The sequence below is a fragment of the Embleya sp. NPDC055664 genome, from assembly GCF_053618075.1.
Genome location: NZ_JBSHGZ010000038.1, coordinates 36,264 through 60,056 on the forward strand (window position 1 = coordinate 36,264; position 23,793 = coordinate 60,056).

General features: G+C 70.3%; 22 protein-coding genes and 1 pseudogene. 11 read left to right on the forward strand and 12 right to left on the reverse strand.

The window, feature by feature from the left end; all coding sequences use genetic code 11:
- Positions 1–156 precede the first annotated feature (156 nt).
- Positions 157–1,359 carry a sensor histidine kinase gene (locus ACWGR4_RS39375; protein WP_452128989.1) on the reverse strand — a complete coding sequence of 401 codons (1,203 nt, stop codon included), beginning with the start codon at positions 1,357–1,359 and terminating at the stop codon, positions 157–159.
- Complete coding sequence (locus tag ACWGR4_RS39380) at positions 1,356–2,012, reverse strand: response regulator transcription factor (RefSeq protein WP_380004957.1); 657 nt, start codon at positions 2,010–2,012, stop codon at positions 1,356–1,358. Before ACWGR4_RS39380 ends, ACWGR4_RS39375 begins: the two co-directional genes overlap by 4 nt.
- Positions 2,013–2,140: 128 nt before the next feature.
- On the opposite strand from ACWGR4_RS39380, the gene ACWGR4_RS39385 reads away from it, so the two are divergent.
- From ACWGR4_RS39385 to ACWGR4_RS39405, 5 genes are all read left to right on the forward strand, one after another.
- Entirely contained in the window at positions 2,141–2,740 is a 600-nt protein-coding gene (locus ACWGR4_RS39385; protein ID WP_452134306.1) for a hypothetical protein, read from the forward strand.
- Positions 2,737–3,831, forward strand: a complete 1,095-nt coding sequence (locus tag ACWGR4_RS39390; RefSeq protein WP_452128991.1) for an efflux RND transporter periplasmic adaptor subunit — start codon at positions 2,737–2,739, stop codon at positions 3,829–3,831. Before ACWGR4_RS39385 ends, ACWGR4_RS39390 begins: the two co-directional genes overlap by 4 nt.
- The gene (locus tag ACWGR4_RS39395; protein ID WP_452128992.1) at positions 3,828–4,553 is read left to right on the forward strand and encodes an ABC transporter ATP-binding protein; all 726 of its coding nucleotides are present in this window, start codon (positions 3,828–3,830) and stop codon (positions 4,551–4,553) included. The genes ACWGR4_RS39390 and ACWGR4_RS39395 overlap by 4 nt, the downstream gene beginning before the upstream one ends.
- A 3-nt stretch (positions 4,554–4,556) precedes the next feature.
- Complete coding sequence (locus ACWGR4_RS39400; protein ID WP_452128993.1) at positions 4,557–5,759, forward strand: ABC transporter permease; 1,203 nt, start codon at positions 4,557–4,559, stop codon at positions 5,757–5,759.
- A gap of 295 nt (positions 5,760–6,054) precedes the next feature.
- Positions 6,055–7,116, forward strand: coding sequence for a ferritin-like domain-containing protein (locus ACWGR4_RS39405; RefSeq protein ID WP_452128994.1), 1,062 nt, complete (start codon positions 6,055–6,057; stop codon positions 7,114–7,116).
- A gap of 299 nt (positions 7,117–7,415) precedes the next feature.
- Here ACWGR4_RS39405 and ACWGR4_RS39410 read toward each other — a convergent pair whose 3' ends face one another.
- From ACWGR4_RS39410 to ACWGR4_RS39430, 5 genes are all read right to left on the reverse strand, one after another.
- Positions 7,416–8,096 carry a hypothetical protein gene (locus ACWGR4_RS39410; protein ID WP_452128995.1) on the reverse strand — a complete coding sequence of 227 codons (681 nt, stop codon included), beginning with the start codon at positions 8,094–8,096 and terminating at the stop codon, positions 7,416–7,418.
- 375 nt (positions 8,097–8,471) lie between these two features.
- Positions 8,472–9,137, reverse strand: a complete 666-nt coding sequence (locus ACWGR4_RS39415) for a hypothetical protein (RefSeq protein ID WP_452128996.1) — start codon at positions 9,135–9,137, stop codon at positions 8,472–8,474.
- 231 nt (positions 9,138–9,368) lie between these two features.
- The gene (gene mhpA, locus ACWGR4_RS39420) at positions 9,369–10,985 is read right to left on the reverse strand and encodes a bifunctional 3-(3-hydroxy-phenyl)propionate/3-hydroxycinnamic acid hydroxylase MhpA (RefSeq protein WP_452128997.1); all 1,617 of its coding nucleotides are present in this window, start codon (positions 10,983–10,985) and stop codon (positions 9,369–9,371) included.
- Complete coding sequence (locus ACWGR4_RS39425) at positions 10,982–11,893, reverse strand: fumarylacetoacetate hydrolase family protein (RefSeq protein WP_380004929.1); 912 nt, start codon at positions 11,891–11,893, stop codon at positions 10,982–10,984. The genes mhpA and ACWGR4_RS39425 overlap by 4 nt, the downstream gene beginning before the upstream one ends.
- Positions 11,890–12,888: a VOC family protein gene (locus ACWGR4_RS39430; RefSeq protein WP_452128998.1), complete on the reverse strand. Its 999-nt coding sequence runs from the start codon at positions 12,886–12,888 to the stop codon at positions 11,890–11,892. Before ACWGR4_RS39430 ends, ACWGR4_RS39425 begins: the two co-directional genes overlap by 4 nt.
- A 639-nt stretch (positions 12,889–13,527) precedes the next feature.
- On the opposite strand from ACWGR4_RS39430, the gene ACWGR4_RS39435 reads away from it, so the two are divergent.
- Complete coding sequence (locus ACWGR4_RS39435) at positions 13,528–14,109, forward strand: TetR/AcrR family transcriptional regulator (protein WP_452128999.1); 582 nt, start codon at positions 13,528–13,530, stop codon at positions 14,107–14,109.
- 54 nt (positions 14,110–14,163) lie between these two features.
- Here ACWGR4_RS39435 and ACWGR4_RS39440 read toward each other — a convergent pair whose 3' ends face one another.
- Positions 14,164–14,514: a hypothetical protein gene (locus ACWGR4_RS39440; RefSeq protein ID WP_452129000.1), complete on the reverse strand. Its 351-nt coding sequence runs from the start codon at positions 14,512–14,514 to the stop codon at positions 14,164–14,166.
- A gap of 356 nt (positions 14,515–14,870) precedes the next feature.
- Between ACWGR4_RS39440 and ACWGR4_RS39445 the strand changes: the two genes are divergently transcribed.
- The 4 genes from ACWGR4_RS39445 (at position 14,871) to ACWGR4_RS39460 (ending at position 17,888) form a co-directional block, all read left to right on the forward strand.
- The gene (locus ACWGR4_RS39445; RefSeq protein WP_452129001.1) at positions 14,871–15,107 is read left to right on the forward strand and encodes a hypothetical protein; all 237 of its coding nucleotides are present in this window, start codon (positions 14,871–14,873) and stop codon (positions 15,105–15,107) included.
- On the forward strand, positions 15,104–16,093 hold the full coding sequence (locus ACWGR4_RS39450) for a phospholipase (protein ID WP_452129002.1): 990 nt from the start codon (positions 15,104–15,106) through the stop codon (positions 16,091–16,093). Before ACWGR4_RS39445 ends, ACWGR4_RS39450 begins: the two co-directional genes overlap by 4 nt.
- A gap of 404 nt (positions 16,094–16,497) precedes the next feature.
- The gene (locus ACWGR4_RS39455; RefSeq protein ID WP_452129003.1) at positions 16,498–17,610 is read left to right on the forward strand and encodes a DUF4132 domain-containing protein; all 1,113 of its coding nucleotides are present in this window, start codon (positions 16,498–16,500) and stop codon (positions 17,608–17,610) included.
- On the forward strand, positions 17,595–17,888 hold the full coding sequence (locus tag ACWGR4_RS39460) for a hypothetical protein (RefSeq protein ID WP_452134307.1): 294 nt from the start codon (positions 17,595–17,597) through the stop codon (positions 17,886–17,888). The genes ACWGR4_RS39455 and ACWGR4_RS39460 overlap by 16 nt, the downstream gene beginning before the upstream one ends.
- Positions 17,889–18,008: 120 nt before the next feature.
- On the opposite strand, the gene ACWGR4_RS39465 is transcribed toward ACWGR4_RS39460, so the two are convergent.
- From ACWGR4_RS39465 to ACWGR4_RS39475, 3 genes and pseudogenes are all read right to left on the reverse strand, one after another.
- A complete protein-coding gene (locus ACWGR4_RS39465) occupies positions 18,009–19,013 on the reverse strand; it encodes a YdcF family protein (RefSeq protein WP_452129005.1) in 1,005 nt (334 codons plus the stop codon).
- 145 nt (positions 19,014–19,158) lie between these two features.
- Positions 19,159–19,863, reverse strand: a pseudogene (locus ACWGR4_RS39470) (hypothetical protein); the annotation flags it as partial.
- A gap of 183 nt (positions 19,864–20,046) precedes the next feature.
- Entirely contained in the window at positions 20,047–20,760 is a 714-nt protein-coding gene (locus ACWGR4_RS39475) for an ATP-binding protein (protein WP_452129029.1), read from the reverse strand.
- Between the two features lie 433 nt (positions 20,761–21,193).
- Here ACWGR4_RS39475 and ACWGR4_RS39480 point away from each other — a divergent pair, with 433 nt between their 5' ends.
- Complete coding sequence (locus ACWGR4_RS39480; protein WP_380004913.1) at positions 21,194–22,063, forward strand: RNA polymerase sigma factor SigF; 870 nt, start codon at positions 21,194–21,196, stop codon at positions 22,061–22,063.
- A 153-nt stretch (positions 22,064–22,216) separates the two neighbouring features.
- Here ACWGR4_RS39480 and ACWGR4_RS39485 read toward each other — a convergent pair whose 3' ends face one another.
- Positions 22,217–23,443, reverse strand: a complete 1,227-nt coding sequence (locus ACWGR4_RS39485; protein WP_452129006.1) for a PP2C family protein-serine/threonine phosphatase — start codon at positions 23,441–23,443, stop codon at positions 22,217–22,219.
- Positions 23,444–23,793: the final 350 nt, after the last annotated feature.

The window sequence follows — 23,793 nt, forward strand, 5'->3', positions numbered from 1 at the left end:
GTTCCCGAGACGGTTGTCCCGGGGCCGAGCCGTGGGAAATTCTGGCGCACACCCCGGCCCGTTGTCCGGGGTTTGCCCTGCCGCGAAGCGGGCTGCGGAGTTCCGCATCATGGTCCGGGGTGCCATGATGCACATCGCCTCGACCAACCCCGGAGGTCATGTGCCGGGGAGGCGTAGTCGGACCACGAGTCCGCCGCCGTCGCGTGGCTCCGCGGTGACCTCGCCGCCGTGGGCGCGCGCGACCGCGCGGACGATGGAGAGGCCGAGACCGGCGCCCTTCGTCCGGCGCGCCGGGCGCTCGTCGCCGAGGCGGCGGAACGGTTCGAACAGGGACGGGACTTCGTAGCGCGGCACGACCGGGCCGGTGTTCGCGACCTCGACCACCGCCCATCCGTCGGACGCGGTGTGGCTGCTCAGCCGCACCCAGCCGTCGGACACGTTGTACCGGATCCCGTTCTCCACGAGGTTCTGCACGAGTCGTTCCAGGAGCACGGGGTTCCCCGTCGTCGCGGCCTCCTCGGCGGCGGCTTCGACCTTGACGGAGCCTTCGGACGACACCTGCGAGGCCACGTGCTCGACGATGTCCGCCAAGTCGACGAACGACCGTTCCACCACGTCGTGTTCCGAGCGGGCGAGGAGCAGCAGCCCGTCGATGAGCCGCTCGTGCCGGCTGTTGATCTCGAGCAGGGTCTCGCCCAGGTTCCGCACGTCGTCGGACGCCTCCCGCCGGTAGATCGCGACCTCCAGCAGCGCCTGGTTCAGCGCGAGCGGCGTCCGCAGTTCGTGGGACGCGTTGGCGATGAACCGCCGCTGCCCGTCGAACGAATGGTCGAGCCGTTCCAGCATCAGGTCGAACGTGTCGGCGAGGCGCTTGAGTTCGTCCTCCGGACCGGCCAGCGCGATGCGTTCGTGCAGGTTGCGGTCGGCCGCCGGGGCTTCTGCGATGCGGCGCGCGGTGTCGGTCATCCGCTGCAACGGCTGGAGCATGCGCCCGGCGACCAGCCACGCCAGCAGCGTCGCGGCCAGTCCGACCGCGGCGACGGCGATGCCCCCCTGGGTCAGCAGCGCGCTGAGCGCGTCGCTGCGGGTGCTGCCGTTCGATGCGTGGGTGAACTGCCGCTGAGGTGCCGCCGGGTCCGACACGGGCCCGCCCGCCTCACCCGGCGCCTGGGGCCCGCTCATCGTCACCTGCGAATCCGTCGGCAACTGCTGCGACACCAGCAGATACGTCACGCCGAGCACGACGACTCCCGCCACGAAGAACAGCACTCCGTAGACGAGCGTCAGCCGCGCCCGGATCGCCCACCGCGACGGCCGCGCCCACCCGGGAGTGAGCCGGGCCGTGAACCGGCGGATCACCGGATCCGGTACCCGACGCCCGGTTCCGTTTCCACCACCTGCGGTTCCCCGAGCTTCCGGCGCAGCTTCAGGATCGTCATGCGCACCACGTTGGTGAACGGGTCGGTGTGTTCGTCCCATGCCTTCTCCAGGAGCAGTTCGGCCGAGACCGCGGCCCCGTCGGCGCGCAGGAGTTCGGCGAGGACGGCGAATTCCTTGCGGGACAGCGGGACGTACCGGCCGTCGCGGTAGACCTCGCGGCGGTGCAGGTCGAGCCGGATCCCGGCGCGTGCCAGGACCGGGGGAGCGGCCGGCCGGGCTCGGCGGCCGAGCGCGACGACGCGGGCGCCGAGTTCGCGGAACGCGAAGGGCTTGGCGAGGTAGTCGTCCGCACCCAGGCCGAGGCCGGCGACCCGGTCGTCGAGGGTGCCGGCCGCGGTGAGCATCAGGACGCGGGCGGTGGCGGAGCCGGCGGCGATCGAGCGGCAGACGTCGTCGCCGTGCACGACTGGTAGGTCGCGGTCGAGGACGACCACGTCGTAGTCGTGCACCGCCAGGTTCTCCAGGGCCGTGCCGCCGTCGTGGACGACGTCCACCGCGTGCGCGTCGCCGCGCAGCCACTCCGCGACCGCGTCCGCGAACAGCGGTTCGTCTTCCACCACCAGGATGCGCATCCGTCCATCATGGCGAGCGGCGTGTCACATCCGCGTCAACGCAAACGGTGACGGCCCTGCGACGCGGGTCCGGCTCGAATGGCGTCCGACGCCGCCGACCGGGCGGCCGGACGACCGAAGGATCGATGATGACGAGCACACGCGGGAAAACCGGCCTCCTCCTCGCCCTGCTCTTCCCCCTCGTCGCCGCGTGTGGCGGGGGCGGCGGAGGCGACGAAGACCAGGTCGCCTCCGCCGGCACCCCCACCGCCACGCAGTCGGCGGGCAGCAAGACGCCCAAGCCCGCCGACGAGAAGGACGCGATGCTCAAGTACGCCCAGTGCATGCGCCACAACGGCGTGCCCGCCTTCCCCGACCCGCAGTTCAACGGCGAAGGCGGAGTCTCGCTCGACCTGCCGCAGGGCACCGATCCGAAAGCCGTCGACGCCGCACAGAGCAAGTGCAAGGACCTCATGCCCAACGGCGGCGAGAACCAGAAGGTCGACCCGGCGATCACCGAGAAGCTCCGCCGGTACGCCAAGTGCATGCGCGAGCACGGCCTTCCGCAGTTCCCCGACCCCGCGCCCAACGGCGGCCTGCAGATCAACAACGACCAGCTCGGCCTCGGCCCCGACGACCCGAAGTTCAAAGTCGCCGACGAGGCTTGCACGCAGTACATGCCGCAGCCGCCCGGCGGCGGAGCAGGCAAGGCCACCCGCAACGCCGGCGACGGGGGCAGCCACGCATGACGCCCCGCCGCAAGCACCCCACCGGCCGCATCGCCGTCGCGGTGACCGCAGTTCTCGCCGCGGGCGCCGCCGCCGCGGCCGGCACCGGCATCGGCCTGCCCCCGAAGGACGACGACTCGAAACCGTCCCGCGGCAGCCTTCCGCCCGCCACCGGCACCGTCACCCGGCAGACTCTCGTCGACACCACGACCAAATCCGGAAAGCTCGACTACGGCGACACCGCGACCCTCAACGGCGGCAAAGTCACCGGCACGCTCACCTCGGTGTCCGCACCCGGCTCGACGGTGGTGCGCGGGAAGCCGCTCTACAAGGTCGACAACACACCCGTCGTGCTGCTGTACGGCACGCTTCCCGCGTACCGCGACCTCGCCGTCGGCATCGAGGGCCCCGACGTGCAGCAGTTCGAGGAGAACCTCGCCGCGCTCGGCTACGGCGGATTCACCGTCGACAAGAAGTACACCGAAACCACGGCCGCCGCCGTCAGGAAGTGGCAGAAGGCGAACGGGATGACGCAGACCGGCACCGTCGAACTCGGCCGCGTGCACTTCGCGCCCGGCGAACTCCGCGTGGAGACCGACAAAGCGGCCCTCGGCGACGCCGTCCAGCCAGGGCAGGCCCTGCTCACGTACACCGGCACGCGCCGCGTGGTCGGCGTCGACCTGGAAATGGCGTACGCGAGCCTCGCCAAGACCGGCACCGCGGTCACCCTGAAGCTGCCCGACGGCAGGACCGTCCCGGGCAGGATCACCGCCACCGCCACCGTCGTCGACCCGGGCAAGGACAGCGGCGCAACCCCGGCGACCCCGACCACCAAGCTCAAGGCGACCGTCACACCGGACGACGCGACCGCCGTCGCCGGGCTCGACCAGGCCTCGATCGACGTCGGCTTCACCGCCTCGCGCCACGAGAACGTGCTGACCGTGCCGGTGGCCGCGCTCCTCGCGCTCGCCGAAGGCGGCTACGGCGTCCAGGTCGTCGACGGGACCGCGACACGCCTGGTCCCGGTCGAGACGGGCATGTTCGCCGGCGGTCGCGTCGAAGTGTCCGGCCAGGGCATCGCAGAAGGCACCGTCGTGGGGATGCCCTCGTGAACCGGCCGACCGAACCCCTCGTCGAACTCGTCGGCGTCTGCAAGGAATACGCCGGCGGTGTCGTCGCTCTCGCCGACATCGACCTGACCGTCGGCTACGGCGAACTCGCCGGCATCGTCGGCCCGTCCGGATCCGGCAAATCCACCATGCTCAACCTCATCGGCACCCTCGACCGCCCCACCGCCGGCACCGTCCGCATCGACGGCCACGACGTCGCCTCCTTGTCCGACCGCCGCCTGTCCGCGCTCCGCGCACACCGCATCGGCTTCGTCTTCCAACAGTTCCACCTCGCCCCCGGCCGCACCGCCTGCGAAAACGTCGCCGACGGGCTGCTCTACGCCGGACACCCGTCCCGCGAACGCCGCCGTCGCGCCCAGGCAACCCTCGAACGCGTCGGCCTCGCCGACCGCATGGACCACCTCCCGCACGAACTGTCCGGCGGACAACGCCAACGCGTCGCCATCGCCCGTGCCGTCGCCGGCGACCCCGTGCTACTGCTCGCCGACGAACCCACCGGCAACCTCGACACGGCCTCCGGCCAGGGCGTGATGGATCTTCTCCGGGAACTCCACGCCGCCGGAACCACCGTCCTCGTCATCACCCACGACCGCGACATCGCCGCCGCGTTGCCCCGCCAAGTGACGATGCGCGACGGCCGGATCGCCGCGCCCGACAGCCGAACCCACCCAGGGGCGCTCGCCTCCACAGGCAGGGAGGCCTGAGACATGACGACCGCCTACCAGCCCAACCGCCTCCGCCCCCGCGACGTCGCCGCCGTCGGCGCCGTCGGGCTGCGCACCCGGCCGATGCGGGTCTTCCTGTCCGCGCTCGGCATCGCCATCGGCATCACCGCGATGACCGCGGTCGCGGGGATCTCCACGTCCAGCCGCGCCGATCTCGACGCCCGGCTCGCCGCACTCGGCACCAACCTGCTCACCGTGGCGCCCGGCAGCGCGCTGAGCGGCGGCGCGGCATCGCTGCCGCTCGATGCGCCGGCGATGATCTCCCGCATCGGCCCGGTCCGACAGGTCGCCGTCACCGGCGTCGTCAAGACCGCCAAGGTGTACCGCAACGACCGCATCCCGGCGGCGGAAAGCGGCGGGCTGTCCGTGCAGGCCGCGGACCTGAAGCTGCCCGAGACGGTCGGCGCCCGGATGGCCGGCGGTACGTGGCTCAACGCGGCCACCGAGCGCTACCCCGCCGCCGTCCTCGGCGCCACCGCCGCCGACCGGCTCGGGATCGGCCGCGCCGGGCCCGACATGCGCGTATACCTCGGCGGACGTTGGTTCACCGTGGTCGGCATCCTCGACCCGGTGCCGCTCGCCCCGGAACTCGACTCCGCCGCCCTCGTCGGACGGCCCGCCGCAGCCGGGTACCTCGGCTTCGACGGCCACCCCACCACCGTCTACACACGTACCGCCGATTCCGCGGTGGCCGCCGTCCGCGACGTGCTCGCCCGAACCGCCAATCCGCGCAACCCCAACGAGGTCAAGGTGTCGCGCCCTTCCGACGCGCTCGCCGCCCGGCAGGCCACCGACGAAGCCTTCACCGGCCTGCTGCTCGGCCTCGGCGCCGTCGCCCTGCTCGTCGGCGGCGTCGGCGTCGCGAACACCATGGTCATCACCGTCCTGGAACGCCGCGGCGAGATCGGCCTGCGCCGCTCCCTCGGCGCCACCCGCGGCCAGATCCGCGCCCAGTTCCTCGTCGAATCCCTCATGTTGTCCGCCCTCGGCGGACTCGCCGGAGTCACCCTCGGCACGGCCGTGACCACGGTGTACGCCGGCACCCGTCAGTGGGATGCGGTCATCCCCGCCTGGGCCACCATCGGCGGTCTCGGCGCCACCCTCCTCATCGGCGCCATCGCCGGCCTCTACCCGGCCATACGCGCCTCCCGGCTGCCCCCGACCGAAGCCCTCGCCGCGACCTGACCCCCTCGGCTTGCCTGCGCACCACGCCGGAACCAGCCCGGAACGGGCCATCCGCCAGGCTCGACCATCAGCCGAGCGGGTGGTCCGGGCACTGTTGCGGCTGGTTCCACTCCGGTCCCAGGAGGGCCTCGATCGGATGTTGGTACGGCCGGCCGTTTCCTTTGTGTCGGATGGTCGTTGGGTGGGGTGCGTCCTCGACCGATGCGCCGTGCGCGGATCCAATCGTGACGGTGGAATCCGTCGGTGGCGGCTCATGGCCGGCACGTCTTCATGCACGGATCGGAAAGGTTGCGGTGTGACCCAAACTCTCGAGTACCAGAGCAACGCCATCGTCGAACTGATGGGGGTTCGCCCCACGGAGCGCGACGCGGAGTGGCTCAGGAACGCCCTACAGCAGGCGATCATGGTCGAGGTCGCGACCCTCGGCCCCTACGCGAGTGGCCTGTGGTCGATCGAGAAGAACCAGGGGCCCGTCTACGACGCCATCCGGGCGGTCATGTTCGACGAGATGACCCACATGGGGTTGGTGTGCAACATGCTCACCACCATCGGCGGGAATCCGGTCATCGCCGACGCGGGCGTGGTGCCGAAGTACGAGCAACCGTTGCCGGGTGGTGTGCGCCCCGAGTTGATCGTCTTCCTGGAGGGCTTGAACAAGGCTTCCGTCGAGATGTTCTCCGAGATCGAGCGCCCGGACGACCCCATCGCGCAATTCGAGACGTTCACCACGATCGGGGCCTTCTACACCGCGATCGAGGAAGCGTTCGAGGCGCACAGCCACCTGATCACCGGCGCCCGACAGATCGAGTACTCGCTGGCCCACCACGGGCAGGGCAACAACATCGTCCCGCTCGACACCATCGAGAAGGTCCGCGCCGCCATCGAGGTCATCAAGGAGCAGGGCGAGGGAACCTCCGCCTCGCCCGAGAACCCCTTCCCCGGGAAGCCGGGAGAACTCGCGCACTTCTACGTGTTTCGCGAACTCTTCCACGGCCGGAAGCTGATCAAGGTCTCGGAATCCCCGGATGTCTGGGATTTCAAGGGTGACGACATTCCCCTGCCCCCGGCGTACCCCATGGGCAGGGTCCCCGAGGGCGGCTGGGCCAACGACCCGACGTACGCTCCCACCCCCGAGATCCGGGAGACTCTCGACGCGTTCAACACCGAGTTCAGCTCGATGCTGCGGGCGCTGGAGCGCGCGTGGCGGGCGGACGATCCCAACGCGGGCAAGAGCGAAGTGGGTATCGCGGTCGGCCACATGTTCACCATGGGGCCCCTCGCCCGCTCCCTGATGGTCAAGCCGCTTCCGGACGGCGGCGGGAAGACCTACGGACCGGAGTTCCTCTACGTCGAGTAGAGCCCGTACCGGCCTCTGCGTTGTCCGGCGATGGTGACGAGCAACGCGCCGGTCCGGTGACTGCGAAGTCGCGGCTCGGCCCCCGCCGTTGGTGACGACTGCCATGCCTCGCACACACGGTCGGCCTTCGCGATCGCCGGGCCACGGGTGCCGTCGGCGTTGTCGCCCCGAAGCGTTGATGCGCTTCCAAACCCCACGGCGGGGCCCGGGCTCCCGCGCCGGCTGGTTGCCGAGGCACCGAGGTGACCCACGAGGTCCTGGACGCGGAGGCCAACCGCGCTGCCGTTCGGTCGGGGGCGTCACCGGTGGGTGGTGTTCGTGTCCTGGCTGCGGGTGTGCTGTGTGGTGGTGTAGAGGGCTGTGAGGGCGACGGCTTCGTCGACGCGTCGGGGGCAGTAGGGCTCTTTGCCGGTCCACAGCAGGCAGTCGCAAGCGCCGCCGGTCTCCTGCCATCGGGTGAGCCACTTCCCCGCCCGTTCCAGAGCGTTGGCGGATGCGAGGGATGGGTTGTCGATCGTGTGGAGTGCGAGGGCGGCGTATCCGGTCTCGCCGGCGGTGGCGTGGTGGTGGGTGCCCCAACCGCCGTCGGGGTGTTGGGCGTCGAGGAGGGCGCGGATCGCGTGTGGGGTGGTGGGGTCGGTGGGCAGGGCGGTGACGATCTGGGCGGTGGTGTAGATCCAGGAGGTGTGCCACTTGTCGCCGCTCCAACGGCCGTCCGTGCCTTGCCGGTCGCGGAGGAACCGGAGAGCAGGTTCGGTCCGGCCGGCCGGCCGGTGGATGGTTGGGGCGTGCAGCGCGTGGGCGTGGAGGGCGTGGGCGGTGGTGGTGAGCGAGGGCTGGAGTTCGTCCGGGTAGGTGCGGTAGTGGTCGTCGTGTCGGAAGCGGTCGACGGCGGTGGTGTCGGTGGGGCGGCCGGCGAGGGCCAGGACGGCGGTCGCGGTGGCGGTGATGTCCCCGTCGACGGTGAAGTATTCGCTCATCCCGATGCCGGCGGGGGGTCGAGACCGCCTGGAGGGTGTCGAGTTGACGAGCGCAGGCGTCGGCCAGGTAGGGGTGGTCGAGGAGGCCGGCCAAGGCGAGGGCGTGCAGGGCCCAGGTGCGTTCGAAGACGTCGATGGGCCACACCGTCGGCATCAGCGACGCGCGGTGGTCCGCGGCCCGCGCGGCCCGGGTCAGGTAGTCGTCCAGGCCGGCGGTCGACGCGTGGTGTCCGAGGTGATGCAGGGCGGTGGCGGTGGCGGTCGGACTGTGGCCGATGCCCCCGCTGCCGTCGACGGGTAGTGGTTGCGCGGTGTCCCCCCAGCCTTCCCGGGACCCGGCAGCGCGAGGGGTTCCCCACCGCCGTTCGGTCGTCGTCAGCGAGTCGTGTGCGCGGCCTCCAGCCAGTTGAGGAATTCGCAGGCGAAGTGCCACTGGTGGCCGGTGAAGACGTGCTCGGGGGCGCCGGCGGGGAACTGGATCGTCAGGCGGATGCGCAGGCCGCGCGGACCGTCGCCGAACTCGTGCATGACGCGGCAGATCTCGGTGCCGTCCGTGAGCCGTCCGGTGCCGCCGATCCGCACGGGGTAGGTTTCGTGGCCCTCGTCCTCGATCTCGACGCCGTCGTGGAAGGTGAGGAAGAAGCGCAGCGGTCCGGAGCCGATGGTCTCGATGATCTCGACCACCCCGTCGGCGGAGTTGGCGAGGTAGTGCTCGGGATTGGCCGCGAGCAAAGCCGTCCGGTCGGCGCTCGCGAGCCGGCCCTGCCACCAGGTCAGGAACTGCTCGGTGGTGATCCCGCCGATCTCCATCTCGGTCACGGCGGACCGCCACGCGCCGCCCGAGGCGTCCGGCAGCGGGGCCATGATCTCGTCCGCCGCCCGGAGGTCCTCGGTGAGCAGTTCCCGCATCGCCGCGTCGCCGATCCGGTTCTTGAGCAGGGCGAGCGCGTTTCGGGCACGGTCCAGTTCCCACCGGCGGATGTCGTCCTGCGTGTACTCCGTGCCGTCGATAACGGTCCGGACGGTCAGCGCGCCGTTCACGGCGTGCTCCTTTCGACGAGATGGGTTTCTTGAGCGGAGAGTTTTTCTCCGCTTCCAGAACGATAGCATAGACGGAGAGAAGCTCTCCGGTTTGGTGGGGCAAGGGAAGGCGGTACATCGTGCGCGCGGACGCGGCTCGCGGCTCACGGCAGGCGGCGGATTCTCGACGCGGCCCGGCACGTCTTCCTGACGCACGGCCTCGACGCGCCGGTTCCTGGAACTGCCCGGCCGTCAGCGCGAACCGGGTGCGGCATCCAGGGGGTTCCGCAAGCGACTGATCATTTCGCAGAGGAGATCGACGACTTCTGCCGAGGTGTTCGCCTGTCCGTACGTGTAGAAGTCCGGGCGGACGAGGATGGCCCGCGCGTTCGAGGAGGCGAACCACCGGTCGTACGTACCGTCGAAGTCGACATAGGAGCCCGGGAACTCCACGGGGGCCTTGGAGACGTAGACCACGTTGATCCCGATGAAGTCGGACACCGCGTCACAGATCCGGCGAGCATCCTCGGCAAGGCAACGATCGGCGCAGAAAAGCGTCCACCCCGATCCCACCACGTCGTCGAAGCGCTTGACCTTGTCCTCGTGGACGATCAGGCCTTGTACTCCGAGCCGGCCACGAGCACCGGAGCCGCCGTCGGCGTTGCCGAGGAAGCCCGTCGTCAGGGCCGGCAGCGGGGGTATGGGCGGCAGTCCGTCGCGGCGAATCTCGGCGTCCCGCGCGGCCGCCTTCCGCGGGTCGGTCTCGCACAGGATGGCGCCGAGCGAGATCGCGATCCGGGTGATCTCGCGGACGTGGTCGCCTCGTTCCCGCGTGTAGGTCTCCAGGATGTCGTCCGAGGCGGTGCCGTTCAGGACCAGGTCCAGTTTCCAGGCGAGGTTGGCGGCGTCGCGGATTCCCGAGCACATTCCCTGTCCCAGGAACGGTGGCATGAGGTGCGCGGCGTCGCCGGCCAGGATCGCGCGCCCGCCGACGAAGTCGTGGGCGACAAGGGAGTGGAAGGTGTAGAGGGTCCGTCGGATCAGCGTCGCGTTCTCGGGGGTCACGCCCCAGCGTTCGAGCTTGTTCCAGCAGCCGGCCTCGCTGACGAGTTCGGCGGGGTCTTCCCCCGGCATCAGCATGAACTCCCACCGGGCGTGCTCGCGGGCCAGCCAGCGGAAGAGGGTCACGGGACGCTCGGGGTCGCACATCTGACCGGAGGCGGGCATCGCGATCCTCCGATCCGGTTCGTGGAGTCTGACGTCCACGATGGAGAGCGTCTCGGAGAATCCGAAGTCGTCCCAGGTGATGCCGGCCGCCTTGCGGACGAACGAGTTGGCTCCGTCGGCTCCGATGACGTAGCGGGCGCGCACTGTCGTGGTGGCGCCGTTCGGCTTCCACTCCTGTCCGTCCTGTGTCCCGCCGCGGAAGGTCATCTCCACCCGGTCCTCGTGCTGTTCGAGGCCGACCGCTTCCCAGCCGCGGTGGACGGAGACGTTCTCATGGGCCTCGGCCGCCTGCGAGAGCAAGGCCTCGAGATCGGGCTGGTAGAAGATGTAGTCGGATCTCCAGGACGACGTGGTGGGCCTACCCCAGTCGATCCGGAAGAGGAGATCTCCGTTGCCGTCGATCCAGTCGTACTCGCTCGCCGGGACGGCCCGCACCTCGAACCGGTCGGCGACCCCGATCGACTGGAGGATGCGTACGATCTCGTCGTCGACGTGCCCGGCCCTGGGAAGCGGATACGGCAGTTCCCAGCGCTCGTACACGCCGACCTTCCAGCCCTTCCGCCCGAGCAGGGCCGCCAGCGTCTGGCCCACCGGGCCGTATCCGACGATGCAGACGTCCAGGTCGATCGACGCCGCGCTCATTGCTTGGTCCCCGACCGGGTGGCCGCCCCGATTCCGGCCGGAGCGAGCGGCCGGGTACGCGCCTCGTGGCGCATGGTCCCCACCCCGTCGACGGTGGTTTCGAGGACGTCTCCGTCGCGCAGGAAACGCGGAGGTGTGCGGCCGATGCCGACCCCCGAGGGGGTTCCGGTGAAGATCAGGTCGCCGGGCCGCAGCACGACGATGTCGGAGAGGTAGGCGATCACCTTCGGGATGCCGAAGATGAGGTCCTTGGTGGATCCGCTCTGGACGGTCTCGCCGTTGACAGTACAGGTGATGCCGATGTCGTCCCGATCGTCGAACTCGTCCGGTGTGACGATGAACGGCCCGACCGGTCCGTAGCCGGGGCGGGACTTGCCCAGGGTGGGTTGGCTGTTCACGCCCAGCCGGTTTTGCACCGACCGGTCGGAGATGTCCTGACCGGCGGTGATGCCGGCCACGTGGCCCCACGCCTCGGACTCGGGGACCCGGTGGGCGCTCCGTCCGATCACCACGACCACCTCGGCCTCCCAGTCGACCGTGTCGTCGGCGATCGTGACCGGTCCGAACGGGCCCGCGAGGCACGACGTGAACTTCGCGAACACGAACGGGTGCTCGGGAATGGCGAGGCCGGACTCGACCGCGTGGCTCACGTAGTTGAGGCCGATGCACATGATCTGTCCGGGTGCCGGCGAGGGACACAGGAGGTCGTTCTCGCTCCAGGTGACGGCCGTCCCGGGGGGAGGCGAGCCGCGATCGAGCCCGGCCGTTTGCGCGGTGACCTCCTCCCACCGGGACAGCGCGGTGCGCGGGTCGGCGAGGCTCTCGTCCCCGGCGGCACGGGCCAGGTCGATGCCGCCGGCTCTGCCCGTGACGAGGGTCGAGCGGCCGTTGACGTTGGCGAATCTCACGGGTTGCCCCAGGGGTTTCCGAGTCCGGCCACGTCGATGGCGGACGCTGGTTGGTCGGTGGTCGAGACGGCCGGCAGGACTTCGAGGAACGCCTCCGGCAACGGGTTGCTGAGGTGGAAGTCGGAGGATCCCTGGGCCGGGGTCCACATGACCGGCTCGTGGTCCGGGGCGATGCGCTGGAGGCCGGGGGAGACGACCTCCAGACGCATTCCTCCGGGTTCGCGCACGTAGACCGAGACGGACTCCCCGTGCCCATGGCGTCCCGGGCCCCATTCGATCGAGGTTCCGGATTCGCGGAAGATCTCGGCGGCACGGAAGACGTCGGCGCGCTCGTCGACCTGCAGGGCGAAGTGGTGGAACCGGCCCCGATACCCGGAGTCGTCGCGCAGAAAGGCCAGTTGAAACGCCGAACCGGTGGACAGGGTCGCGAAGATGGCCGGCCCTCCGTCGGGCACCTCCGTCCATTCGGTGAGGAAGACGCCGAGGTTCCTCTCGTACCACCGCGCGTCCCCGAGCACGTCCGCGGAGGGGAAGTTCACGTGGTCGAGATGGCGGGCCGCGATTCCGCGGGCGGGGTTGCGCTGCGGGCGGGTGGGCAGCGGCGAGGCCAGGTGCCGAGGCGCCCGGTAGCGCTCGGTCTCCCAGAAGAGCTTCTGCTTCTGCCCGTTGGGACCGACGAAGAGATACGCCCTTCCCTGCCGGGGGGCCGGTTCCTGCCAGCCCAGGCCCGCGTTGTCCGCGCCGAGGCGCCGTGCCGCGAGATCGAGGGCTTCGGCGCTCCTGGCCCGCCATCCGATGTGGCCGAGGCCCGTCGTCGGGCTCCGCGTGAGGATCAGGTCGTAGGGGAGGTAGTTGCCCCACGTCCTGAGGAAGACCGAATCGCCGTGTTCGAGGACAACCTCCATGCCGAGGAGGTCATGGAAGAACACGACGCTCTCCTCGAGCCTGGGTGTGAGGATTTCGACGTGCGCGAGGTGCGCGACGAGGTGGTCCATCTGCATCCCTTTCTGCCGGTCGTGGGCGTGCTTCGTCGAGACGCCGCATGCCGATGGTCTTCCTGGGGTCGCGGTCGCCGGGGGACGCGCATGACGTCGCGTTCGGCGATCCTCTGGCCGGGAGCCCTGCTGCGCGCGACACGTCCGACGACGAAGCGGAGGGGCCCCGGCTCTCGATGCCGGCTCTCGACGAGCCCGGCACTATCCGAACATTGAATGTCTCCCGAGCTTGGCGCGAACGACCCCGTGCGGGTTCACACCGTTCGGCGAAGCTCGGGCGATGCGGGTCTCGGATGCGGAGTGGTGTTCGCCGCGACCTCTCGACCTCGCGAAAGCATTTTTAGCACGCTGTCCGATAATGGGGAAGAGGTGACGGCCTCCGCGTCTGGGGAGGCATCGGCGAGCCTGTCGACGGTGTCCGAGGTCGGGTGAGTCGGACGGCGGAGCGGGCTTGCCCGAGAGTCGGCAGGTCGGCACAGGCGGCAGTTGGGCGGGGGATTCGCGCGTGAGCGCATTCGGACCGCCGGGCTGCGACAAGCATTGGCGGGTGACCCGCCGGCCTCGCCGGCGCCGTCCGCCATGTCGCCGCCGCGAGAGGATAGGATTAATGAGACGCTGTTCTATAATCTGGAGGGAACCTTGACCGAGAGCGCCACCAGGGGGCGGCCGGCTCACATCGACCGCTTCCATGTGAGAGACGCTGCGCTGGCCCTTCTCGAGGAACTCGGGTTCGAGGAGGTCAGTACGGCGCAGATCGCAGCCGCCGTAGGGATCAGCAGGTCCAGCCTGGCCCGCTTCTACCCCACGAAACAACAGATCGTCTGGGAGGGACTCGACGACATTTCATGGCGGCTTTCCGCACGGCTCGAACAGCTTCCGCGGCAGGGTTCGGTCTCGGCGAGGCTGAAAGCGGCCATCGAGGCGGCCCTGACCCTTCCCGAGAGCGAACTGGGCGTTCTCCGAACACGGCTTCGGCTCGTACGGGACAACCCCGGCCTTCAGGTGAAACGAGCCTACGGGCGAGACCCCCTCGCCCGAGTCGTCGGCGCCTTCATCGCCGCCAACTCGAGAACGGCCTACACCGAAGGTGAACTGTCCTGCCTGGCCGCACTGGTCGCCACGGCCGTCGACACGGCACTCATCGAATGGAGCGGCTCGGACGAGACACAGCCGGTGAGGCACGTCGACGACTGCCTGGGCTTCATCCTTCCGATCCTCTGACCCGGCGTGCCGCCCCGAGCGGCGGGCCCGTGACCCACACCCCTGAAAGGTGCCTCACGGCATGTTCTCCACCTTCGACCTGGAGTTCGCCTGGATCGGCCTCGGCGCCGCCGTCGTCCTCACGGTCGTCCTCCTGGCGACCGACGCGCCGGCCGGCGACCACACCGTCTCCCGGTGGAAGGACCCCTCCTGGCCGGCCTGGCTCGCCGTCGTGTCGGTACTTGAGAGGCCGCCCAAGCTCTGCGGCAACGACCGGCGGACCGAAGCGAGCCGCATCCCGCCGGCCGACTCGATGGTGTCGGTGTCCTCGGGCCGGACCCGATCGGGGACGGACTCCCCCCGCGCGATCCGCTCGAACACCGGCCGCCGACCGGGCGGCAACACGCCCTTGTCCTCCAGAAGCACCCACCGCCAGGGAATCGGCTCCGCCCCCGGTCAGGGCTTGCGCCTTCGAGGAGGCGGACGATCCGGGCGCTTCCCCGGGGACGGGGGACGCGGACAGGGGCACCGGCGAGGCGACGGCCCTGCACCATGGGCTCGCGAGCCCCGCAACGATCACCGACGGGATGGCGACTGTCAGCGACCGTGAAGCCGACCGGCCCCGTACCGGGGAGTGTTCGTGGCATGGTGCGCCGGTCCGGCCACGACGCCGGTACCGCCGGCACCGCAGTGGCGCCGGCCGCAGCCATGGGGCGCAGCTTCCGTGGGAACGACACGGCGGCCGTACGAAATCCCGATGCAACCTGACGCGTGACCGCGGCGTGACGTTTGTGGATGCTCGCGTCGAGAACCCGGCGCCGGCAGCCGACTCGTCAACTGCCCACGAGGTTGCGGTGATCACGATCGGGACCCCGATCGGCTCATCGAGCGAGCGTTTTTTGCCGCAACCCACGGCAGCCGATCCGGCGCGCCCCGCGCGCGACGCCGACGCCGACGTGAATGTCGACGACCAATGGTTGTGCGCTTCGGCAAGCCGATACGAAGGAGTGCTTCCTTGACCCCTCACCTGTGGCGTGTCACCCGCCCACGGACGTTACTGGCGCTGATGGCCGCCCTGTGCGGTCTCCTCGCCACCACCGCACTCGGGACGACTCCGGCGGCAGCGGCCGATCAGCGTCAGGCGATCTATGACATCGCGCATCGCGTCGACACACTCGACGGCGTGGACGCCGCGATCAACCACGGTGCGAACGCCATCGAGATCGATGTCTGCGCCTGGTGGAATCCGAACGAGTGGCGTGCCTGGCACGACTGTTCGTCGGCCGGTGAGAATCGGTTGGGCCCCAGTTTCGACTCGATGATCGACCGGATTTTGTCCAACGCCAATCGCGGGCGCCGGCTGGCGCTGGTGTGGCTGGACATCAAGGACCCGAACTACTGCGGGGAGGCGCCGAACCGCACGTGCAGTGTCGCCGGACTGCGGGACAAGGCGCAGCGGTTGACCAATGCCGGGATCCAGGTGCTCTACGGCTTCTACGAGTACCACGGCGGCAACACCCCGGACGTCGGCGGCAGGGGCTGGAAGAGCCTGGAGGGCAGGCTCGGCCCACTGGAGGGCATCACCACGACCGGGACCCGCGACCAGGTCCAAAACGCTTTCGCCCGATCCGGTTCCGGATTTCCGGCCGGCCGGCGGGTGATGGACTACGGCGACAGCGACATCTCCAAGGGGTTCGGCAACTGCACCGAGGCCACCTGGAACACGTGCGCCGAATTGAAGAAGGGCGCCGGGGACCGCGCCGCCGGGCGACTCGCGGCCACCCTGTCCTGGACGACCACCTACAACGATCCGTGGTACGTCGACAAGCTCCTGGGTGACGCACGCGTGGACGGCATCATCGCGGGTTACGGGGCTTACACGGGGGTGCGCGACTACGACGACAACTGGCAGTGCGGCAACGCCGTGAAGATGGTTCGTGACTGGGTGAACGCACACAGCGGCACCCATCGCATGGCGAACAGCAGCGATCGCATGTTCCGGTAGCACCATGCGGTCCGGGGCCGGACGAATACCGTCGCGCGCCCCCGGACGGGCCGTCGGCCGCCATCCGGCCGACGGCCCTCCCGAGCGCCGATGGGGGCGGGATCCACGTGCGGCACCGATCCTGTCCCGCGCGTGCCGCCGCGCCGAATTCTCCCGATCGCGCGAAACACGGCCCGAACTCGCCCGGCTGCCGGCGCGTGTGGACGGCCCCGTACTCAGTCCGGGCGAGGCGTGGGCCGACTTGGCGATGGCCGACGCCGCGGCCGGCGGCGAGGCGTGGGAGCGGCTGCTCGCGTATGCCCGCACCGCCGACGCGTCCAAGCCCGCCAAGAAGTGGGAGCGGACCGGTCGGGACGTGCCGGCCGAGGTCGGTGTGGACGCGGCCACTGCGGCCATGCCCGAAAGTGGCCAACGCGGCGGTCTTCGCGCTTTCCCGGCTCGGCGGCCCGGCGGCCGTCGGGGAACTGGCCCGGCTCTCCGTGAAATTGACCTACCGGGGCACCCTGAAGGCGGTCGGCGCGGCACTCGACACTCGCGCGGCGGACCTCGGTCTGAGCCGGGCCGAGGTCGAGGAGCTCGCTGTCCCCGGATACGGGCTTACCGAAGTGGGCCGACGCGTCGAGCGGTTCGGCGAGGCCACCGCGGAACTGACCGTGTCCGGCCGGACGGTGACCATCGCCTGGCGCAACGCCGCCGGACGGGTGGTCAAAGCGCCGCCCGCCGACGTGCGCCGCGACCACGGTGTCGCACTCGGTGAACTGAAGGCGGACGCCAAGGACATCGCCAAGATGCTCGCCGCGCAGTCCGACCGCCTCGACCGCCTCTTCCTCGCCCGGCACTCCTGGCGCTTCGACCGGTGGCGTGCACAGTTCCTGGATCACCCCCTCGTGGGAACCCTCGCGCGGCGCCTGCTGTGGACCGTCGACGGCCGCACATGTGGGTATGCCGACGGCGCGCTGCGTACGCTCGACGACACGGCGATCGAGCCCGCGGCCGGCGCCGCCGTCGGTTTGTGGCACCCGATCGAGATGCCCCACGACGAAGTCTTCGCAGCCCGTGACTGGCTCGAACGCCACCTGATCACCCAGCCGTTCCGGCAGGCCCACCGCGAGGTCCACCCGCTTACCGCCGCCGAGGAGCGCACCGGGACCTACTCCAACCGGTACGCCGAGCACGTCCTGCGGCAGCACCTGTTCCACGCCCTGGCGGCCACCCGGGGCTGGACGAACAAACTGCGATTGTCGGTCGACGACGAGTACCCGCCGGCCATACGCAGCCTGCCGGAGTGGGGCCTGCACGCCGAATTCCTGATCGGCGCCGTCGGCGACCACGAGATCACGGACTCGGGCAGCCATCTGCACATCGCCACCGACCAGGTCCGATTCCACCGGATCGACGCGCCGGTCGCCACCGCGCACGCGAGCGGGGTCCCTACCGCCGGCCGGGCAGGCACGCGGAGGACGACGTGGCGCCGCTGCCACTGGAGACGATCCCGCCCCTCGTGTTCAGTGAAGTGATGCGCGACATCGACCTGTTCGTCGGGGTCGCAGGCATCGGCAACGACCCGACGTGGGCGGACGGCGGACCGAACGGGCGCTACCGCGACTACTGGTCGTCCTACAGCTTCGGCGAACTCACCGACAGCGCCGTCGCCCGACGAGACGTGCTCGCCCGGCTGCTGCCCAGGCTCGCGATCGCACCGCAGTGCGAACTCGACGGCAGGTTTTTGCGCGTCACCGGCCTGGCCCGCGACGACCTGATCACCGATCCGACCATCACAAGCCAGTTCCGGTGACATCCGTTCGAGGGCCGGCAGTGGGGACGGCTGTTCGCCGACGACGCATCCGGCCGGGAGGTCGGCGTGCTCGGTGTCGCGGTGCGCGTCGCCGGGCCGCCGTTTGTGCTCGGGCATCGGTCAGTGCCACAGCCACGCGGCGACTCCGGAGACCGCGATGAGCAGGCACACGCCGAGGTTGACGACCTTGTAGGTCAGGAACACCGCGACGAACTCGCGGATCGTTGCGCTGGGTTGGAAGTACTTCGCCGTCGGCGCGCCGACCACCTGGCCGCGGACTCCGGTACGTCGGGCGGTCAGTGCGGCACGGAAGACGTGGAAGTTGTTGGTGATGATCACGCACCGGTAGTCGGGATCGATCTTCGTCATGATCGTCTTGCTGAAGCGCAGGTTCTCCTCGGTGTTCCGCGAAAGGTCCTCGCGCACGATTCGCTCCGCGGGTACACCCTGGGCAATGAGATAGTCGGCCATCGCGTGCGACTCCGGCAGATCTTCGTCCGGGCCTTGGCCGCCCGACGTGATGAGCATGGGCCGGTTCCCACGCGCGACCTGGGCGTCGTAGATCCTTCGCGAGCGATCGAGTCGGGCGGCCAGCAGGGGCGGGACCTTCTTGCCGCCGACCAGTCCGGAGCCGAGTACGACCACGAAGGCCACCGAGCGGCGCACCTGCAACCGCTCGTAGAGGAAGGCGTAGCCGAGGAAGCACAGCAGAAGGAAGGACACGTAGCCGACCACCAGCACCACGGTGCCGGCGATCACGATCAGGGTGCGCGAGCGGATGAACAAGGCGGTCACGAGCAGCACGATCACGCCGACGATGGTCAGCCCGGCGAGCAACGAGAGCAGGTTCGCGGGACGAACTCCCTCCCGTCGTACCATCGTTACGCCGTTGGACACCAGCGCGCCGGACAGCAGGAGCAGGCCCAGGGCCGGTAGGAACAGGAGTAGGAGCGTCACCGCGTCGGCGAAGCGTTCGGGCAAACGATGCAGTTCGCCGAGCAGTCCGACGACGAGGGCGACGACGGACAGGCCGAGGAAAACGGCGTTGCCGAAGCGGCGTCGGTCGCGGACGACTCCGACGAGGCAGAACAGGAAGAACAGCGCGGCGAGAAGGTAGGCGAACACCGCCGAAGCCTACGGACGAACGCGCCACGTTTGCGACGAGGTCACGGTGTACGAGGCCGTGGACATGTTCGGCGACCCGAACGCCGCGGACCGGCTGCGGGGTCCCGCCCTGCCATCGGCGCATCGCTCGGCGGAGGATACGTGCGTCCGTGTAGCCCACGCGGGCGGCGATGGCCTGCTGCGGCAGGTCGGTCTCGCGCAGCAGCCTCAGTGCGCGTTCCTTGCGGGCGGCCGCGACCTCGCCACGCCGGGTCGTACCGTGGGCGGACGATCCGCGCTGGAGGCTGCGGCCGCTGATGTGCATGCGGGCGGCGACCTGGTCGAGGGCGACCGCGTCGCCTCGGAACGCGGAGTCCAGGGCCGCGCGGAAGCACTCCTGCCAGGTCGGCGTGGCGCGGGACGTCGCCATGATTCGGTCCGCGCAACCGCGCAGGAACCGGTCGAGGCCGGGTCGGCAGCCGGGCAGCGGACGCCGGACGTCGTCGAGCCGGAACGTCACGGAGTCGGCCGCCGCCGAATCACGCCCGATGCAATCCGCCCTGCAGGAGCAGGCTGCCCGTGCCCGGGCGCTGTCGGCGGCCGGCCGTGACGGGCGTGCAGCCGGCCCAGTCCGTGAACCCGCCCGTCGACGGCATCGTGTCGCCGACGTGCGCGATCTCGCCCCCGTGCTGCTCCGCGAGCACCGAACCCAGGGCCCCGCAGGCGAGCCGGCCGGCGGGTCCGACGCCGGCGCGGAGCCCTGGCCGGCGGTGCCGTCGAGTGCAGCGAGCGGCGGCCCGCCGTCCGTGTCGGCCATGGGGCGGCCGACGTCGACGAACGCCGCACCGCACGCGGACGAACTCGGCACCATCACCCTCGCCAGGGCCGGAGCAAGGGCCACACGTGGGAATTGGTGCGCGTCCCGAGTCTCGAGGAAGAGCACGAGGCGCCGAGCTCGTCGACCGCTTCGGCGCCGGCCAGGCGACCAACGGGCCCGGGTACGAGAAGCGCATCGGCTACCGCGAAAACGTCGAATGGAACCTCGACGGCAAGCTCACCAACCGGGGCGGAGCCACCGACCGCGTACGCTGCTTTCGGCCCCGGCGGGCGTGTCCGCCGCGCGGAGTCGGACCGCGGCGAGGACGTTTACCAGCATCAGCCGTGAACCCCCGTGCCGTATCCGCCTCCGCATCGCCGCCGCGACCCACCCGCGCACCGAGGAGTCGCCGCGCCGCCGTACCCATGCCCCCGATCGACGCGCCACTGCCGCTCGGCGGGCCACCGCCGGACCCGCCCGACGCATCGAGCCAAGCGCCGCCCGGATCGTGGCGGCCCCGAGTCCGGGGCGCACCGGACGCGGATGCCGGCGCGCGCCGGGGTGGGGGCCGACCAAGTCGGCCCAGACGGTCTTGCCGCCCCGGTGTTTGCGAATGCCCCAGTCGGTGGTGATGGTGTCCAGGATGTGCAGGCCGAACCCACCTTGGTGTTCGGGGCCGGTGTCGCGTCGGGTCGGCGTCCGGGGATCGGCGTCGGTGACGGACAACCGCACCCCGCGCGCGGTCCGGCGCACGGCCAGGACCACTTCCCCGTCGGTGTGCAGCTGTGCGTTGGTCAACATCTCCGACAGGACGAGGACGGCCGCAGCCACACGATCCTCGTTCCAACCCCAGTCGGCGAGGGTGGCTCGTACGGCTCGACGGGCCTGGGCACAAGCCCCGGTCCGTCGCGGCACGCGCCGGCGGACGAGGGTTCGACGACGCCAGGGCATGACCTTTCTCACAGGCACGTGGGCCGATGGTGGACGGTGCCGCAGTGCGGCCCCGGCCCACGCGCACGGATACGGAACGACTCGCCCACGTCCTTGTCCGGACGATCAACGAGCGCGGAGTCGAAGCAGGAATCCGCGAATCCATCCCAGAGCCCGTGACCTGCCGGTTCGTACACCATCGACCAACCTCTCCCCGAAATCGACGCCGTCGTGCCCGCACACCTGCCCGGCCGCCGGCGCCTCAAGCGTCACCCGATCGAGTGGATCGGCACTCGGCGCCGCGAATGCCGTATTTCGGACGTCGGCCCCGGTGGGGCGAGGAACGCGGCACTGTCGTCGGCGCGGAATCCGACCCCCCGAACGGGTGTACGCCCCGCAGTGTGGGGCACAATGCTCCGGCCCACCGCCGGTCCGAAAACAGGAGGACGCCGACATGAACCGCACCGCCGCGACCGCCTTCCCGGTTCCCGACACGACTGCGACCGCCGCCGAGGACGGCGCTTTCGCCGAACTGCCGATCGTCGACGATCCCGGCAGCGTCTCGGCGACCGACGCGCGGGCGATGTCGAAGATCTTTTTCGACCGGCTGCGGGTGTTGGAAGAGGGCACGCACGAGTACCAGTACGTGCGCAACACCCTGATCGAACTCAACCTCCCCCTGGTGCGATTCGTCGCGGGGCGCTTCCGCTCGCGCCCGGAGACCGCGGAGGAAATGGTCCAGGTCGGCACGATCGGCCTGATCAAGGCCATCGACCGCTTCGATCCCTCCTACGACGTCGAGTTCCCCACCTTCGCCGTCCCCACCATCTCCGGCGAGATCAAGCGCTTCTTCCGGGACACCTCCTGGGCCGTGCACGTCCCACGACGCCTGCAGGAACTGCGTCTGGAACTGGCCAAGGCCCGCGACGCGTTCACCACCGAACACGACCGCGAACCGACCCCCGCCGAACTCGCCGACAAGCTCGGCATCGGCGTCGAGGAGGTCGTCGAGGGCCTGACCGCCGCCGCGGGCTATACGGCCGCCTCCCTCGACGCCCCGACCGGCGACGACGGCCCCACCGAAGTCCACGCCTCGCGCGCCTCGTTCGTCGACCCCGGATACGACCTCGCCGAAAACCTGCACACCCTCAAGCCGCTGATCGCGGCGCTCCCGCAGCGCGAACGCGACATCCTGTCCATGCGCTTCGGCCAGGACCTGACACAGTCCCAGATCGGTGAACGCCTGGGCATTTCCCAGATGCACGTCTCCCGTCTCCTGGCCCGCACTCTCGCGGGATTGCGCACCCAACTCCTCGCCGACTGAACCCCCGCGGAACGTGTGGCCCGTGCATGTCCGGGCGGGGTTCCGGCACACGTGTCGAGAACGATCTCGCCCTGCCTGCCGTGACCGCGGCGAAGCGGCCCGGCGGGGTCGGCCGGGGCGCCGCGCGAACCACCTGCGCGGCGCCCTCGATGATCAGCTTTGACCGTACGAGGTTCGGGACGAGTCCGGGTGCCGGCTCTCGGGGCCGGGGCCCGGTCGGGGGCCGTGCCAGTCCAGGCACAGGACCGTGGCGTCGTCCTTGGGCGGTTTGCCGTCGTAGGCATCGGCCACGGCGGCGACCAGTGTGCTGACGACCTCGCGCGGGTGCTCGGCGGCGGTTTTGCGGACGAGGCCGGACAGGTCGACGGTATGCGCTTGGCGTTCCTGCATACCGTCGGTGTGGAGCAGTAGGCGGTCGCCGGGGCGCAGGTCGAGTTCCTGTACACGGTACGCGCCCTGTCCGACGACGCCGAAGGGCAGGTTCACTGCCAGGCGCAGTGTTTCGACCGTTCCGTCGCGCAGTCGCAGGGGCCAGGGATGGCCGGCGTTGACGAGTCGGACGCTGCTTCCGTCGAGGGCGATGCGCAGGAGTTGGCCGGTGGCGAAGGATTGTCGGCCGTGGTCGAGGAGGGCCTGGTGGGTCTGGCGGGCCTGCTCGACGAGATCGACTCCGGCCCGGCGGGCGCCTCGGGAGGCGTTGACGAGGAGGGTGGCCATGAGCGAGGCGTCGACGTCGTGACCCATGGCGTCGGTGACGGACAGGTGCAGGGTGTCGTGGTCGAGGGAGTAGTCGTAGGTGTCGCCGGCTATGTCGGAGGCGGGGACCAGGGCGCCGGCGAGGGTGAATTCGGGGGCCTCGCAGGTGGGGGCGGAGGGCAGCAGTTGGCGTTGGATCTCCGCGGCCAGGCTGACGGTGGTGGTGCGGTTGCCCCAGTGATAGAGGTCGGTGAAGCGGCGGTCGGTGACGATGATGTACGCCAGCGCGTGTGCGGCCTCCTCGACCCGGGCCGGCACGTCCTCGGTGACGTGGGTGAGGAACAGCTCCAGGACACCGATGGTGTCGCCGCGGTTGGTGACGGGGGCGAGTACCCGGTACCCCTGCTCACCCTGGGGCGTGACGACCGGTTTCTGGGCGCGCAGGACCTCGTCGTAGACGCTGCGGCCGGCGAGGGGGACCTCTTCGGTGTGGTGCTCGTGGTCGGTATCAGGGGCCTCGTTGACCCGGAGCAGCCGTCGTCCGACGACGTCGACGAACAGGAAGGACACGTATCGCGCGTCGAAACGCTCGCGCAGGTTGCGTGCCACGACATCGAGGGAACGCACCGGCGCGGCACCCTCCGCCGCCGCCAACACCTCGGCCAGTCCAATTCGTTCGCTCACCGGATCACTCCCCGGGCCACCGGCACTCCTTCGTGCCGTAACGACGACGACAACAACCGCGACGCATCGCGGGGGAAACCCGCCCCGCCCGCCGACCCGGGACATCGGGATCGAGCCCGGACGGCGAATGGGTCTTGCCTGCCGGCGGGGGCGGTGTGGTGCGTTTCCCGGGGGTGAGTGTGCCCCGCTCAAGGTCATCCATGGCCAGGACTCGACGACGGCGGATCGACCGCTCGCGCCCGACGCCAACCCCCGCCACGGAGCGGATGGCGGTCTCGAAGGGTGATCGCGTCATCCGCGGCCACCCACAGGTGGGGAGCGTCGGCCGTCATGCGGGGCGCGTACCCGGT